Below are 15,637 nucleotides of genomic sequence, written 5' to 3' on the forward strand. Positions count from 1 at the left end.
CTTAATGTGTGGTTTTCTTACGATTTTTTTTCGGTGTATTTTCTTTACTAATAAAGTAATAACCAATGACTAAAATCATCGAGAATAGGAAGAGTAGAGTACTTAAGGCATTGATTTCTAAACTAATTCCTTGTCTTGCTCGGGAGTAAATCTCAAGAGAAAGAGTGCTGAAGCCATTTCCTGTGACAAAGAAGGTAACCGCAAAATCATCTAATGAATAGGTGAAAGCCATAAAATAACCAGCGATAATACCTGGTGTGATATAAGGTAAGATTACTTGGCGCAAGACTTGCCAACTATTAGCTCCTAAATCACGAGCGGCGTCAATTAAAGATTCATTCATCTCTTGAATTTTAGGTAACACCATCAGAACAACAATTGGAATACTAAAAGCGATATGTGAAAGTAAAACAGACATAAAGCCTAATTTAAAGCCAAACCACGTGCCTAAAAATGTGAAGAGAATCAAGAAACTTGCTCCGATAATTACATCAGGTGAAACCATTAAAATAGTATTCAAACTTAAAATCATGTTTCGCATGCCACGTTTTTTCGTGTAGTGAATCCCCATAGCTCCTAGTGTTCCAATGGTTGTGGCAATTAAAGCAGATAAGAAGGCAAGTAAAAACGTATTAACCACAATACCAATTAGACGGATATCCTCAAAGACAGCTTGATAATGTTCCAAGGTGAAGCCTGTAAATTTAGTCATGTTTCCACCAGCATTAAAAGAATAATAAATTAGATAGAAAATTGGGATATAAAGAAGGATAAAGACCGCCACTAAATAGAGATGTGACCATTTAAATTTATTGTTTGTCATTTTTTCTTTTTACCTCCTTTTTTCTTTTCTCCTGTTAAGAACATGATGATAAACATCGTAATAATCAAGATAACCCCAATCGTTGACCCCATGCCCCAGTTTTGAGTGACTAAGAAATGTTGCTCAATGGCAGTTCCTAGCGTAATTACGCGATTTCCACCAATTAAGCGAGTTAACATGAACAAACTTAAAGAGGGAATAAAGACCGCTTGAACCCCACTTTTTACCCCGTTAAGAGACAGTGGGAAAATGACACGTCTGAAGGTTTCAAACCCATTTGCCCCTAGATCTCGACTTGCTGAAAGAAGAGAAGGATTGATTTCTTCTAAGGCATTAAAAATAGGCATAATCATAAAAGGAATCTCAATATAAGTTGCCACAAAAATAAAACTAAAATCAGTAAACAGGATTTGTTTGGAACCAATCCCAATCATTTCTAAAAAGTGATTAATATTGCCATTAATACTGAAAATTCCAATAAAGGCATAAGCTTTCAGCAATAAATTAATCCATGTTGGTAAAATAATTAGCATTAGCCAAAGTTGTTTATGTTTCGTTTGATTTAATAAATAAGCCGTTGGATAACTAATTAAAAGGGTAAAGAACGTAATAATAAAAGCATAAAAAACCGAATTAAAGGTCATTCTTAAATAAGTGCCACTGGTTAAATATTGTTTGTAGTTACCTAATGTAAAGGCACCGCTGGCATCAAAGAAAGATTGATAAAAAATCAAAAGAACAGGAGCGATAACGAATAAAAGCAACCAGATAACATAAGGAATCGTATAGAATTTTTTATTAATAGCCATCTAACATTTCCCCCTAATCTTCGTCATAGCTTTCAAGTCTTGCGTCGAAATCTTCTTCAGATTCTCCAAAACGCATCACGTGAATATCTTCTGGTTCAAAATAAATCCCAATTTCTTGTCCTTCTTGACTGCGTTTGGTTGAGTGAACCGTCCACGCGTTTCCTTCTTTATCCACACAGAAAATTTCATAATGAACCCCTCTAAAGAGAATTGTGTCTACAGTGGCGACAAGTTTGCCTTTTTCAATAGGAACAATGCTTAAATCTTCCGGTCTAATCATGATTTCCACAGGTTCATTTTTGCGCATCCCGCTATCCACACATTCAAAGGATTTGCCCACAAATTCCACTAAGTTGTCTTCTCTCATGACGCCATCAACGATGTTACTTTCGCCAATGAAATTTGCCACAAAACGGTTAATTGGTTCATCATAAATATCCCCAGGAGTTCCACTTTGTTCGATATTACCTTCATTTAAAACGAAAATTTCATCACTCATAGCAAGAGCTTCTTCTTGATCATGAGTCACAAAAATAAAAGTAATTCCTAATCTTTTTTGTAAATCACGTAACTCTGATTGCATGGCTGTTCTAAGTTTTAAATCAAGAGCAGATAACGGTTCATCAAGAAGTAAAATATCTGGTTCATTGACTAAAGCGCGAGCAATGGCCACACGTTGTCGTTGCCCACCTGACATTTCACTAATTTGACGCTCTTCAAAGCCTGAAAGTTGCACCATACGAAGGGCATCTTTCACTTTAACTTCAATCTCTTGCTTAGGTAATTTTTTGATTTTTAAGCCAAATGCCACATTATCAAAGACATTCATGTGTGGGAATAAGGCGTAATCTTGAAAAACAGTGTTCACTTTTCGTTTATTGGCGGGAACCGTGTTAATTTTTTTACCATCAAAGTAGATATCCCCACTAGTTGGCTCAGAAAAACCTGCAATTAATCTTAAAATCGTTGTTTTCCCACATCCGGAAGGTCCGAGTAAGGTATAGAATTTCCCTTGTTCTATCTCAAAACTAACCTCTTTTAAAACCACTGTTTCATCATATTCTTTGACCACATTATCAAAACGAATAATTGTATGACTCATTGTTACACCCCTTTTATAAATATGAATTGGTTGCGACTAATAATAAACGACTAACGCCGTCATAATGATTGGTAATCTGATGTTTCTTTAAAGCTTGGTAATAAATGCTTTCTCCTTTGTTGGCATAGTAATGGTCATTCCCGATTTTGATACACACACTACCTTCTAAAACATAAGCAAATGTATCGGATAGGGAAGGTTCGAATTCTTTGTATTCTCCTGTTTCATCAAGAGACAAAATAATCGGTTCCATCTCCTGTTCATTAGAATCGGGAACGAGCCACTTAATCTCGTAACCTTTTTCTTCTTCATAATAAACGGTGTAATCCTCACTTTGGTAAACCACTTGCTGGATTTGTTCTTTCTCATCAAAAAAATCTTTTGGTGAGATGCCTAACACTTCTAAAATAGAAAAGAAAGTTTCCATTGAGGGGGAGCTTAAATTTCTTTCAAGCTGAGAGATATAACCTTTGCTTAAATCGGTACGTTCTCCCAGTTCTTCTTGAGTTAAACTCTTTTGAATTCTCAAATTTTTAATTTTATTTCCAATATTCATTATTTTCCTCGTTTCAAAGTTTATAATTACTAAACTTCAAAGCACAAAAGTTTAATATAATTAAACATGTAGTTTACTAACAACGGAATTATACAAGAATATTAAGGATATTTCAATTGTTTTGGTGTAAGAATTCCATTAAAAATAAGGTATAATTAGAGAAGTTAAAAAGTAGAAGAAAAGAGGAGATTAAATGACAGTTAACGGATTTAAAGCCTTAGTGGTGACAGAAGAAAATGAACATGTATCAGCTTGTATTACTGATTGTGATTTATCAAACTTATCAAGTGGAAATACCGTAATTAAGACCCTATACTCAGCAATTAATTTTAAAGATGGCCTAGCAACAATAAAAAATGGCGGAGTTGTTAGAAATTACCCCATGATTCCTGGTGTGGACGCTGTTGGAGAAGTAGTTTCTTGCGAAGACAGCACGTTTAAAGTAGGGGATCAGGTTGTTCTTACAGGGAATGCGTTTGGGGTGAGCCATACTGGTGGTTTTAGTGAATATCTACGTGTTCCAAGTGAGTGGCCAATTGCTTTGCCTAAGGAATTAAGTGCAAAAGAAGGCGCAGTAATAGGAACAGCAGGATTAACCGCGATGGAGGCAATCAACCAATTAGAACGTCACGGTTTATCAGATAAATCAGCCCATATTTTAGTAACAGGGGCAACTGGTGGGGTTGGTAGTTTAGCGATTGCCATGCTAAAAAGTTTGGGCTATAAAAATATTACGGCTCTTTCAAGAAAGAAAAATGAAGCGTTTTTACTAGAAATCGGGGCAACTTGTGTGATTGGTTTAGATGAATTTACTCAAGAAAAAATTAAGCCTCTTCAAAAACAAAACTTTGATTCTGTGATTGATACGATTGGAGGAGAAACTTTAGGTGCCATTTTACCTCAAATTAGTTATGGAGGTAGTATTGCTTTATGCGGAAATGCGAGTGGTATCAAATTTGAAACAACCGTTCTGCCCTTTATTTTAAGAGGTGTGACAATGATTGGAATTGATTCTGTACAATTAACTAATGACATCAAAGAAGCTATTTGGGAGAGAATGGCAAAATGTATAGATAAGGAGTTACTTAAAAAAATCGGAGCAAAAGAAGTTCTGTTTAAAGATAGTGAAAAAATAATTACCAAAGTATTGGAAGGAACTCATTCAGGTCGAACAGTGATTACCTTTTTATAAAAATTAACCCTCCTTTTTAATTATAAATTACTAAAAGTAAGTCGATTTGGTTGAATTTCAAGTATATACTAGTTAGAGTAGACTTTGTTACTTTTAAGGGGAGGGAACAAAGATGTTATTAGGTTTTAAAAAGGTAGTAAAAGGGATGACAGGCATTGTTGCGACAATGTTAATGGTTCAACCAGCTTTAGTTTTTGCAGAAGGTGAAGGAGAAGGGATTTCACAAAATTACAGAGACTATAACAGTATTATTTTTAATGATCATACCGTTTATACAGCGGATATTGAAGGGTCAGTTGCAGTTGGGGCAATGTGATTAGTTATGGTGGATTTACGTATGCAGGAGCAGACAGTCAAGCGCCAAATATAATTGGAACACCGGCACTTAATCCCAATACACCGGGATTACTTTTAGGAAAAACAATTGAGTATTATACAGATAGTCAAATTATCGTTGAAGGTGGCGATTTTGTTCATACGTCAGTTTTTGATGATTTTACTCAAATTGATGTTGATCCAGATTACGTGACTCAAAAATTATCAGAAGATAAAGTGAACAGTATATTTGCTTCATTTAAAGCGCAAGTCGATGGTCAAATGTCAGATTACGCGTCTTATTTAGAAGGGTCAGAGATTTTTCAAGGAGAAGAACACTTTAAATCAAGCTTTAACTTAATGTATTCAGCTAAAAATAAAAACGTTGTGTATGTGGATATTTCAGATTTAAATAATAATTTAAGTGATATCTTTTTACCTGATTTAAAAGATATTTCTCATGTGATTATTTACTCTGATCAACCATCTGTTTCTTTTTCAAGAGGAAGTATTCTATCTAATGGGCAAGTCGTAGATACTGGTATGCCGAATAATCCAATGTTGTTTGATTTAGCAGATAAAGTTACTTGGGTATTGCCGAATGCTGTGGAGATGAGTATTGAAGGATATGGAGTGATTGGTGATGTTTACGCACCTAATGCGACGTTAGATACAAAAGGTGGGTCGTTAAATGGCTCACTTTATGTGAATAATCTTATCTCACAAGCCGGATTTGAAGTACATAATTTTGGTAATAGACCAATTATTCCAGAAAAACCGGTAGATCCAGTGAAACCCGAGCCGTCTGAACCAAGTGAATCGACAACAGAACCAACAGAGCCAAGCGAGTCGACAACAGAACCAACGAAACCAAGTGAGTCGACAACGGAGCCGACAATTCCAAGCGAGTCGACAACGGAGCCGACAATTCCAAGTGAGTCGACAACGGAGCCGACAATTCCAAGTGAGTCGACAACGGAGCCGACAATTCCAAGTGAGCCGACAACGGAGCCGACAATTCCAAGCGAGTCGACAACAGAACCGACGAAACCAAGTGAGTCGACAACGGAGCCGACAATTCCAAGTGAGTCGACAACGGAGCCGACAATTCCAAGCGAGTCGACAACGGAGCCAACGATTCCAAGCGAGTCGACAACAGAACCGACGAAACCAAGTGAGTCGACAACGGAGCCGACAATTCCAAGCGAGTCGACAACAGAACCGACGAAACCAAGTGAGTCGACAACGGAGCCGACAATTCCAAGCGAGTCGACAACGGAGCCGACAATTCCAAGTGAGTCGACAACGGAGCCGACAATTCCAAGTGAGTCGACAACGGAGCCGACAATTCCAAGTGAGCCGACAACGGAGCCGACAATTCCAAGCGAGTCGACAACAGAACCGACGAAACCAAGTGAATCAACAACAGAGCCGAATAAACCGAATGATTTAAATAATGAGCCGAATAAAGATAACAGTCAATCTAGAACGACTAACAACAAAAAAATGTTACCTAGAACAGGTGAAATCAAATCAAATAGCTTATTCTTACTAAGTGGAATGATCCTATTAGTTGTTGTGTCAATCTTTAAAAATAGAAGAAAAAGTAAATAAAGAAAAAGACAATGTCGTAAGTGGTTAAACTTACAGCATTGTCTTTTTTATTAGCTCTCTTCCAGTTACTTGGAGCAAAGCGATTTTTTATTCACTCTTATTAATCCGGATTCAAAAGGCAGCTCTTTCGGTAACTTCAAAAATTAAAATTAATTCGAAAAGCGTGAATTATTTTTAATTTTCTCCAGTTACTCAGAGCTAAACGCCTTTTTCATCACTCTATAATCCCAAGCTATTTGGTTTTACATCAGCGGGGATTGGATTTACGTATGGTGTTTGTTTTGTTACTTCTGCTAGTTCTGCTTTTGCTTGTTTGATGTATTCTGGGTTTTCGATTGCTTTCATCGCTGTTGTTGCCATAACTTTGGCTGCTTGAAGCATACCTTTTTTAGCAATGTTTGTTTTTCCATTTGCTACCCATTGCCATGAATGTAGAGCTGTGTTAAGAACTTCGGTTGTCATAACACATTGTGCTGTTGGTACAACCCAACTTACGTCACCCACATCAGTTGATCCAGGCATAGTAAGGTTTGTTAGAGCTTCGTTGAATGGATAAATATAGTCAGCTAAAACTTTCCCTTGGTTAGCGCCTAAAACTTGTTTTTCAATGGCTGTTACAGGTGGAACCATCATGAATTTTTTCTCGTCTTCAGTTAAAGAAGCGTGCATTTCTTTGGCAAAGGCAATATCTTCTTCGTCAAATTGTGGTGCACCAACTTCAAACATACATTCAGACATTAATTTAGAATAAACTTTATTTGGCATATAGTTAGAACAAGCTTTGTCAAAATGGATTTCAACTTCCGTACCAGTCATAAGAGCAGCACCTTTTGCACAGTTACATAAGCGATCATAAATATCTTTTACTTGGAACGCTTTTGGTGCGCGAATTAAGTAAAGGGATTTCGCGTGAGCTTGAACCACGCTTGGTTGCATCCCACCACCATCTAAAACAGCGTAGTGATAACGAGCTTCTGGAGTTACGTGTTCACGTAAGTAGTTAGCACCAACGTTCATTAATTCCATAGCATCTAATGCGCTACGTCCCATGTCTGGTGAGTTTGCAGCGTGAGATGATTTTCCTTTAAATTCGAAAACAGCTTGAATGTTAGCTAAAGTAGGAGAAGCGATGATCGCATTATCCGTACCTGGGTGCCAGCAAAGTGCCATATCTAAGTCATCAAAAGCATGAGCACGAGCCATGTAAGTTTTACCAGAACCACCCTCTTCAGCCGGACAACCATAATATCTGATTTGAGCGTCAATGTTGTTTTCCTTGATGTAATCTCTTGTGGCAACAGCAGCTGCAAGAGAAGCTGTTCCTAGTAAGTTATGTCCACAACCATGACCGTTTGTCGTTCCTAAACTAGGATCAGTTTCTTTGTGAGTTGCACCTGCTTTTTGATTTAATTCAGGTAAAGCATCATATTCACCTAAGAAACCGATAATTGGGCCTTTTGATCCGTAAGTTGCAATAAAAGCAGTATCGATGTCAGCGATGTTTTCTTCAATGCTAAAACCTTCTTTTTCTAAAACAGCAATCACAGTTTTGGCAGATTCTTGTTCATGGAATTTTGTTTCTGCAATATCCCAAATACGGTCACTTAAAGTGAAATACTCTTCTTGTTTGCTTTCAATTAATTTCTCGATTTCTTTGAACATAATAATTCCTCCTAATAGGGTCTTTTAAATAAATAGTGTCATTCCGTAAGCAAGCGCCATAGAAAGCGCTGTGATAATAACACCAGGTATAATGAAACTAAAAGCTTTCGTACGACCAGTTCTATCTAATTCACAGGCTAATAATAGAGTTGGTTGTGCTGGAATAATAAAGTTAACATTTAAACATTGAACCATAATCACTAAGAAAATTGGTGAGATGTTCAAGCTTAAAGCTAACGGGAAGACAATCGCAGCAACGGCTGTCTGAGCCCCAATAATCATGGCAACAAAACTACAAATTAAGATAATAACCCATGGATAGTTGGCTAAAACTTCACCAATAGTTGTTTGTAATACAATTTGGTTACCAGGTGAGAAGAAGATAGTCATCCCAACCCATCCTAAACCAAGAACAACAAGTGAAGCTCCAAGTGCGTTGCTTGTTGCTGGTGCAGCTAAAATACTTTTAGATTTAATTCTAAAGATTAGAATATTAACAGCAGCTGATAAGTACATAAACATTTGTACGACGTCAGTTGACTTAATTTTAACACTTTTTCCATCCACTGTATATTGAGGAAGTAAGTCTGGGAAGAGTCCGAAAATGATGATAGCAACCACACAACCTAAGAAGACAAAAGTTGAGTATTTTGCTTTTTTATCATGAGTCACTTCTTCAGTGATTTCTTGTGTATGGTCTAAAATACTTTCATCAAATGGCACGCGTTTTTCAATAGCCATTAAGATTAAGCTTAGAATAACAATCGCAGCTAATGTTGATGGTAAAACAATGGTTAAATAAGTAATAAGTGATACACCAAATGGCATTAACATCATAATAACGTAAGCTGTTGATGAAGAGGCAGGACTACATAAAAGGGCCATATTAGAAGCTAAAACAGATCCGATTAAAGCGCCTTTTGGATTTACTTTTGATTTTGTAGCAGTTTCAGCAATGATTGGTTCTAAAGATAAACTAATCATTGCAGTTCCCATTCCGAATACAAATAAGAAACAAACAAGTGGTGCTACAAGTGTGATTGCTTTAGGGAAACGACGGATGATTTTTGTAGCAACAGAAATCATATAGTCCATACCGCCAGAAGCTTGTAGGGCTCCACTAGCAATTCCGATAGAGATGATAATTAAAACAGCTGTAACTGGTGGCTCTGAAGGTGGCAGTTTAAAAATAAATAACATAATAAAAAGTGCAACAATAGAAGATACCGCAGAACCTAGAGCTCCACCTTTAATCAAACCATAGACAATCATGGCAATCATAACGGTGATTTCGATTAATAATAACGTCATAAAATTCCTCCTGATTTATGTTTTTCAACATTCTTGTTCAAGCTAATACGGAATTTGAACAAGTTTGTTAAAAAAAACACCTGCCTGCGTTTTTTTAGCATAGCTGCATTCAAAATAGCCATATTTTACTTAAGGAAATTCTAACATAAAAAACAACAACAGAAAAGAAAAAAACGAGTTTTTTTTGAACAGTAACAAAATTTTAATGTTTTATTAACATTTGACATTCGCTTACAAAGCTTTTAAGTGTATGTTTTTGAACGTGGAATAAAAATTATGTTGGTTATTTAATTTTGGCTGAATAAATATTTAATAACTATATGTTCACGTTTTTATAATTAAGTTTGCTATTATTAAACAAGTATGTTAATTTATGAATGACATCACAAATTGTGATGTTTATTTTAAAAATTCTATTGAGAATGATTATCATTATCTTTGTTAGGAGAGAAAAAAATGTTAGATGTTATTATTGTTGGCGGAGGTCCCGCTGGTTTATATAGTGCTTTTTATTGTGGTCTTAGAGGTCTTGATGTCACAGTGGTTGAAGCACAAGAGTATTTAGGTGGTAAATTAAATGTTTACAAGGAAAAATTGATTTGGGATATTGGTGGGGTTACACCAATGAAAGCTGGAGAAATTATCGCTTCGTTAGAGGAACAAAGTCAGACATTTGAACCAAAGATAATAACAGGAAAATCAGTTGTTGAAATAAAAGAAAATCAAGACAGCGTCAGCGTGGTTACAGAAGATGATAAAGAATATGTAGCTAAAACAGTCATCCTTGCGACAGGAACTGGGATTGTTAAACCAAAGAGATTACCATTTAGTTATTCAACATCTTTTGAAAAAACTAATCTGCATTATGAAGTGAAAGATATCAAAAAATTTAAGAATAAGAAAGTGATGATTTCAGGCGGGAATGATAGTGCTGTTCAATGGGCAAAAACATTAAGTGATGTAGCTGAGCATGTCTATTTAGTTTACCGAAAAGATTTATTTAGAGGGTATGAAATCGAAGTTCAGGAAGTTTTATCACATGAGAAAATTACTTGTCTGACTGAGATGGAGATTACGGGATTACAAACAGAGGATAATTATTCGATTTCAGTTGTTGAAGTAACAGAGAATGTGACAGGTAAACAACAAGATTTCATAATTGATGAATTACTTGTTTGTCATGGTTTTGAAAAAAATAATCCATTAGTAAAAGCTGAAAATAATTCTCTAGCTTTAATAGATGATATTTTCTTTGAAGCAACTGAAAAGGGGCAGACTTCTGTTAAAAATATTTTTGTAGCAGGAGATGCGGCTTCTTATGAGGGTAAAGTGAAACTTATTGCCGGAGCTTTTCATGATGCAGTTAATGCATCAAATGGTGTCAAAGTTATGGTTGACCCGGCAGCTAGTGATCGAGGTCAAGTTTCCTCCCACCATGATGTTTTAAAAGAACGTCACCTTGAAAAAGTGAAGAAATAAGAGTAAAATTAATGCTATAAATTAGGGAATGATGATCTCCCTTAACGTGACGTTAAAACCGCTAGAAATAGTTGATGACTTCTACATACTTTATTTAGGTATGTAGATTTTTTTATGTTAAAAGGAGCTTAGAGAAAATGATAGAAAAGAAAAAAGTAGTTGGTTTAATTGTATTTAGTTTATGGATGGGGATACTAGTCGGTGGGATAGAAGTGGTCTTTGGAAAAGTGTTAATCCAAGTAACTGAATGGCGATTATCTTATTTTAGTTACTTAATATTCTTACTTCCCCTAGCTGGACTGCTGATTGAATTTATTTATACACGCTTTGGAGGAATATCAAGGCAAGGTATGGGCTTAATTTTTGATGTGGGTCACGGAGAACAAAAGGATATCCCGCTACGTTTGATTCCGATTGTTATGTTTTCTACGTGGTTGACTCATTTATTTGGTGGGAGTGCCGGTCGGGAAGGGGTTGCTGTGCAAATTGGTGGCGCCTTGTCACACTTTTTTAGTAAGGGAAAACTAGCTAAGTACCTTCCAACTGAAAACATGTCTAAAATAGCCTTAATTACAGGAATGGCAGCAGGTTTTTCAGGGTTATTTCAAACACCGATTGCAGCTATTCTTTTTGCTCTTGAAGTCTTAGTGGTAGGTCGTCTTGAAATGAAAGCCATGCTTTCTGCCAGTATTGCTTCTTTCACAGCTTTTTTTGTTTCTTCCTATTTAGGATTAGAAAAATTTAGTTTTCATGTTCAAGAAAAGATGTCCTTAGATCCTTTTTTAATAGCTAAATTAGTTGCGTTAGGTATTGTTTTTGGTTTGGTAGGAAGATTATTTTCGTTAACTTTAGCTAAAAGTAAGAAATTAATGCAAAAGGTTTGGCGCAATTCTTATTACCGAATTTTCTTTGGAGGAATTATAGTCGCACTGCTCATTTTTCTACTGCACGGTGGACGTTATGCCGGTCTTGGTACGAATTTAATTGTTGAGGGATTGACTGGTGAATCGATCTATCCTTATGATTTCATCTTGAAATTAATCTTAACTATTTTTACTTTGTCAATTGGTTTTCAAGGCGGAGAAGTGACGCCGTTATTTGCAATCGGCTGCTCACTTGGGGTGATTTTAGCGCCTGTTGTTGGCTTACCAATCGAGGTTGTAGGAGCTTTAGGTTATATTGCGGTTTTTGGTAGTGGTACGAATACCTTCTTGGCACCAATCTTAATTGGTGGGGAAGTTTTCGGATATCAATTACTTCCTCTATTTTTCATTACCATGAGTGTTGCCTATTGTTGCAATAATAATCAATCCATTTATGGTAAACAAAAAATCGCTTAGCTCCATTACGGAACTAAACGATTTTTTTATTTTTCGCGACCAATCACACGGACTTCTGGTTCTAATGTGACACCAAATTCTTTCAAGATAACTTCTTGAATATGTTGGATGAGTTCCACATAATCAGTGGCTGTTGCATGATCAATATTAACGATAAAACCAGCATGTTTCGTTGAAATTTGAGCACCGCCCCATTTCAATCCTTGTAGATTAGCATCTTGAATTAATTTACCAGTAAAATAACCTTCTGGACGTTTAAAGACACTCCCACAAGAAGGATATTCTAAAGGTTGTTTGCTTTCTCTTAGATGAGTCAATTCATCCATTTTAGCTTTGATTTCAGTATGATCGCCATGTTCTAAAGTAAAAGTAACATTTAAAACAATACCTTTCATACTCTGCAGGACACTATGACGATAAGAAAAATCCATGTCCTCTTTATGGTAAGTAACAATGTTTCCATCTTCTAAAATAATTTCTGCTGACTCAAAAACGTCTACTAATTCTCCGCCATAAGCCCCAGCGTTCATATAAGCTGCCCCGCCAATACTACCAGGAATACCACAAGCAAATTCAAGTCCTGATAAGTCCACGTTCAATGCTTCTTTAGTGACATCGATTAATTTAGCCCCAGCATCCGCAATAATCGTATTTTCAGTGATTGTTACTTGATTTAATTCACTGAGCATAATCACAAAACCAGCAATCCCACCGTCACTAACGATTAAGTTACTAGCATTTCCTAAACATAGCCATTCGATATTTTCTTCATTACAATAATCGATAATTTCTTTTACTTCTTCTGTTGATTTTGGGAAAAGTAAACAATCTGCCGGTCCACCTGTTTTTGTATAGGTAAACTGTGAGAGTGGTTCGTTAAAAGAAAGCTTGATTTGATGTAAGTCAGTTATTATTTTTTCAGTATTCATTTGTTTATCTCCTTAGTCCATCATTCGTCTTGCCTATTTTATCATAACTCGTCATAATAAGCTTTTCTTTTGAGGTTTATCTTAGAAAAAAGAATTCTGGGCTTTTTAAAGGATAATTTATTTTTGAAGAATGATTTCTGTGTTAGAATAAACAGTATGAGAAGAAACGTAAAGTAGGAGGATTTATTCAGTGAAACTTATTTCTTGGAATGTGAATGGCTTAAGAGCTGTCGTAAAAAAAGGCTTTATTGATATATTTAACGAAATAGATGCAGATGTTTTTTGCTTGCAAGAAACAAAATTACAAGAGGGTCAAATTGATTTAGAATTAGAAGGTTATCACCAATATTGGAATTATGCTGTGAAAAAAGGATACTCAGGAACAGCTGTTTTTAGTAAAAAAGAAGCACTAAGTGTGGCTTATGGTATCGGTATTGAAGAGCACGATCAAGAAGGTCGCGTGATTACTTGCGAGTATGATGATTTTTATTTAGTCACATGCTACACGCCGAATTCACAAGCTGAATTAAAAAGAATAGAATACCGTATGCAGTGGGAAGTAGACTTTTTAGCGTATTTAAAAACATTAGAAGAGTCAAAACCAGTTATCTTGTGTGGAGATTTAAATGTGGCGCATGAAAACATTGATTTGAAGAATTGGAAAACTAATCGTAAAAATCCAGGTTTCTCTGATGCTGAGCGTGAAGCGTTCACCAACTTTTTAGGCCATGGCTTTACCGATACGTTCCGTTATTTCTATCCAGAACTTGAAGGGGCTTATTCTTGGTGGAGTTACCGTTTTAATGCCCGTGCTAATAATGCAGGGTGGCGTATTGATTATTTCTGTACGTCAGAAAGTTTGAATGACAAACTAAAAGACGCAAAAATTTTAAAAGATGTTCACGGGAGCGATCATTGTCCTGTTGAATTAACCATAACGATATAGGAGCGAGGAACGTATGAAAAAAACATATAAGTGGCTAGCACCGATTTTATTAGTAATGATGTTCTTCTCAGCTTCAACACTGACGGGCGTAGCTGAGGATAAAAAAGACGATCAATTATTATATGATTTAAAATATGATAAAGATAAGAGTGTTTTATCAGGAAAAACGAAACCAAATGCGAATATTTATATTAAGGACGTGGCAGGGAGTGTTGTAGCCGATGATAAAGGTGGCTTTGAAATTCCGATTCCTAAGAATATGAAAAAATCACCCATCCTAATGTTAGATGCAGAAGGTAATAATTCAACGGATGTTCGTTATGATTTTGAAAAAAATACAATCGAAAAAGAAGAAAAAGAAGCAAGTACCAAAGATTCAACAAAAACTTCTGATAAAGAGGCAAGTAGCTCAAAAGACACAAAAAAAGATAAAGACAGTAAAGAAGGCAATGTAGCAATCTCTGATAATAAAGAGAGCCAATCGACGTCTGATTCAACCAAAGAATCTAAAGATAAGAAAGACGGAGAAAGTAATTCAAAAGAATTAACCGTGTCTTCTGAAAACTATAAAGGGGACAAAAAGGAAGAACCAAGAAGTTTGGTCTGGTTATGGACTCTTTTAGCGATTTTAGTTGTGGGAGGGGCTGCAGTTGGCGGTTACTTCTGGTATAAGAAAAAAGTTGAAAAAGAAGAAGCTGCAGAGAGAAAGCGTAAACGTAGCTCTAGTAGCAAAAAGAAAAAAAGCAAAGAATCACTAGATGCTGATTTTGAAGATGATCTTTATGAGGCTTTCAAAGATGGTAAAAAGACGAGTATAAAAGGCAAACATGCTAAATCAAGCCATTCTAAAAAGGATGTTAGTTTGGATCAATTGATCGATTCAGAATTAGAGAAACAAACAACTAAGCCATCTAAAAAACGCCGTTCATCAAGTTCTAGTAGTGGTAAAAAAAGAAAGAAAAGTTCTAAGAAATAAAGGAGGATGATCATGAATTTTATTGCTTATGATTTTGAGACAGCAAATGGACAACTCCATAGTGCCTGTTCTATTGCGTTAGTCATGGTAAAGGACAGTAAAATTGTAGGGGAATATTATTCATTGATCAATCCTCAAACAGAATTTCACTGGCGCAATATCCAGGTGCATGGGATTCATGAAAGAGATGTTCAAGACGCACCAACGTTTGATCAAGTTTGGGAAGAAATCGGTCAGTATTTTGAAGATAATCGTCTGATTGTGGCCCATAATGCTTCCTTTGATAACCGGGTGTTAGCGGGTTGTTTGGCACATTATGATTTACCAGAAGCGCACTTTTTGTCACTGTGTACAGTGAGAACCAGTCGGAAACTCTATCCAGAACTAGATAATCACCGTCTTAATACAGTCTGTGATTACTTATCAATTGGGTTGGATCATCATCACCATGCATTAGATGATAGCTTAGCTTGTGCCAATATTTTGTTGCAACAAGAAAATCAGTTTGGTGTAGATCCTTTAAAGAAATTGGTGAAACTTATATAAAAATGAGGTGATTGACGTAATTTGTCGATCACCTCAT

15 protein-coding genes and 1 riboswitch are annotated in these 15,637 nt (G+C 36.0%); of the genes, 8 read left to right on the plus strand and 7 right to left on the minus strand.

Annotated elements, in window-relative coordinates:
- Window position 1 precedes the first annotated feature (1 nt).
- Genes G7082_RS06925 through G7082_RS06940 form a run of 4 tightly spaced genes read right to left on the minus strand, consistent with a single transcriptional unit; the run spans window position 2 to window position 3,290 of the window.
- On the minus strand, window positions 2-823 hold the full coding sequence (locus G7082_RS06925) for an ABC transporter permease (protein WP_166034389.1): 822 nt from the start codon (window positions 821-823) through the stop codon (window positions 2-4).
- Window positions 820-1,632 (minus strand): ABC transporter permease, encoded by an 813-nt coding sequence (locus G7082_RS06930; RefSeq protein WP_166034390.1) that lies wholly within the window; start codon window positions 1,630-1,632, stop codon window positions 820-822. Before G7082_RS06930 ends, G7082_RS06925 begins: the two co-directional genes overlap by 4 nt.
- 13 nt (window positions 1,633-1,645) lie before the next feature.
- The gene (locus G7082_RS06935) at window positions 1,646-2,734 is read right to left on the minus strand and encodes an ABC transporter ATP-binding protein (RefSeq protein ID WP_166034391.1); all 1,089 of its coding nucleotides are present in this window, start codon (window positions 2,732-2,734) and stop codon (window positions 1,646-1,648) included.
- 13 nt (window positions 2,735-2,747) lie between these two features.
- Window positions 2,748-3,290, minus strand: coding sequence for a helix-turn-helix domain-containing protein (locus G7082_RS06940; RefSeq protein ID WP_166034392.1), 543 nt, complete (start codon window positions 3,288-3,290; stop codon window positions 2,748-2,750).
- Window positions 3,291-3,483: 193 nt separating this feature from the next.
- Here G7082_RS06940 and G7082_RS06945 point away from each other — a divergent pair, with 193 nt between their 5' ends.
- The 3 genes from G7082_RS06945 to G7082_RS06955 all read left to right on the plus strand — a co-directional run bounded on the left by G7082_RS06945 (window position 3,484) and on the right by G7082_RS06955 (window position 6,411).
- Window positions 3,484-4,482 (plus strand): acrylyl-CoA reductase family protein, encoded by a 999-nt coding sequence (locus G7082_RS06945; protein WP_166034393.1) that lies wholly within the window; start codon window positions 3,484-3,486, stop codon window positions 4,480-4,482.
- 112 nt (window positions 4,483-4,594) lie between these two features.
- Window positions 4,595-4,798, plus strand: a complete 204-nt coding sequence (locus tag G7082_RS06950) for a hypothetical protein (protein ID WP_166034394.1) — start codon at window positions 4,595-4,597, stop codon at window positions 4,796-4,798.
- Window positions 4,795-6,411, plus strand: a complete 1,617-nt coding sequence (locus G7082_RS06955; RefSeq protein ID WP_166034395.1) for a collagen-binding domain-containing protein — start codon at window positions 4,795-4,797, stop codon at window positions 6,409-6,411. Before G7082_RS06950 ends, G7082_RS06955 begins: the two co-directional genes overlap by 4 nt.
- Window positions 6,412-6,630: 219 nt before the next feature.
- Here G7082_RS06955 and G7082_RS06960 read toward each other — a convergent pair whose 3' ends face one another.
- Entirely contained in the window at window positions 6,631-8,073 is a 1,443-nt protein-coding gene (locus G7082_RS06960) for a M20 family metallopeptidase (RefSeq protein ID WP_202983138.1), read from the minus strand.
- 24 nt (window positions 8,074-8,097) lie between these two features.
- Window positions 8,098-9,384 (minus strand): anaerobic C4-dicarboxylate transporter family protein, encoded by a 1,287-nt coding sequence (locus tag G7082_RS06965; RefSeq protein WP_166034396.1) that lies wholly within the window; start codon window positions 9,382-9,384, stop codon window positions 8,098-8,100.
- Window positions 9,385-9,840: 456 nt separating this feature from the next.
- On the opposite strand from G7082_RS06965, the gene G7082_RS06970 reads away from it, so the two are divergent.
- Window positions 9,841-10,863 carry an NAD(P)/FAD-dependent oxidoreductase gene (locus G7082_RS06970; protein WP_166034397.1) on the plus strand — a complete coding sequence of 341 codons (1,023 nt, stop codon included), beginning with the start codon at window positions 9,841-9,843 and terminating at the stop codon, window positions 10,861-10,863.
- A gap of 15 nt (window positions 10,864-10,878) precedes the next feature.
- A riboswitch (Fluoride riboswitch) is annotated at window positions 10,879-10,954 on the plus strand.
- Window positions 10,955-11,000: 46 nt separating this feature from the next.
- Complete coding sequence (locus G7082_RS06975; protein WP_166034398.1) at window positions 11,001-12,203, plus strand: chloride channel protein; 1,203 nt, start codon at window positions 11,001-11,003, stop codon at window positions 12,201-12,203.
- Window positions 12,204-12,229: 26 nt separating this feature from the next.
- Here G7082_RS06975 and murB read toward each other — a convergent pair whose 3' ends face one another.
- The gene (gene murB / locus G7082_RS06980) at window positions 12,230-13,132 is read right to left on the minus strand and encodes a UDP-N-acetylmuramate dehydrogenase (RefSeq protein WP_166034399.1); all 903 of its coding nucleotides are present in this window, start codon (window positions 13,130-13,132) and stop codon (window positions 12,230-12,232) included.
- A gap of 190 nt (window positions 13,133-13,322) precedes the next feature.
- Here murB and G7082_RS06985 point away from each other — a divergent pair, with 190 nt between their 5' ends.
- Genes G7082_RS06985 through G7082_RS06995 form a run of 3 tightly spaced genes read left to right on the plus strand, consistent with a single transcriptional unit; the run spans window position 13,323 to window position 15,600 of the window.
- Window positions 13,323-14,078: an exodeoxyribonuclease III gene (locus G7082_RS06985; RefSeq protein ID WP_166034400.1), complete on the plus strand. Its 756-nt coding sequence runs from the start codon at window positions 13,323-13,325 to the stop codon at window positions 14,076-14,078.
- Window positions 14,079-14,091: 13 nt separating this feature from the next.
- Window positions 14,092-15,054: an Ig-like domain-containing protein gene (locus G7082_RS06990; protein ID WP_166034401.1), complete on the plus strand. Its 963-nt coding sequence runs from the start codon at window positions 14,092-14,094 to the stop codon at window positions 15,052-15,054.
- Between the two features lie 12 nt (window positions 15,055-15,066).
- Window positions 15,067-15,600, plus strand: a complete 534-nt coding sequence (locus G7082_RS06995) for a 3'-5' exonuclease (protein ID WP_166034402.1) — start codon at window positions 15,067-15,069, stop codon at window positions 15,598-15,600.
- Window positions 15,601-15,637: the final 37 nt, after the last annotated feature.

Source organism: Vagococcus hydrophili, assembly GCF_011304195.1.
Lineage (GTDB): Bacteria > Bacillota > Bacilli > Lactobacillales > Vagococcaceae > Vagococcus > Vagococcus hydrophili.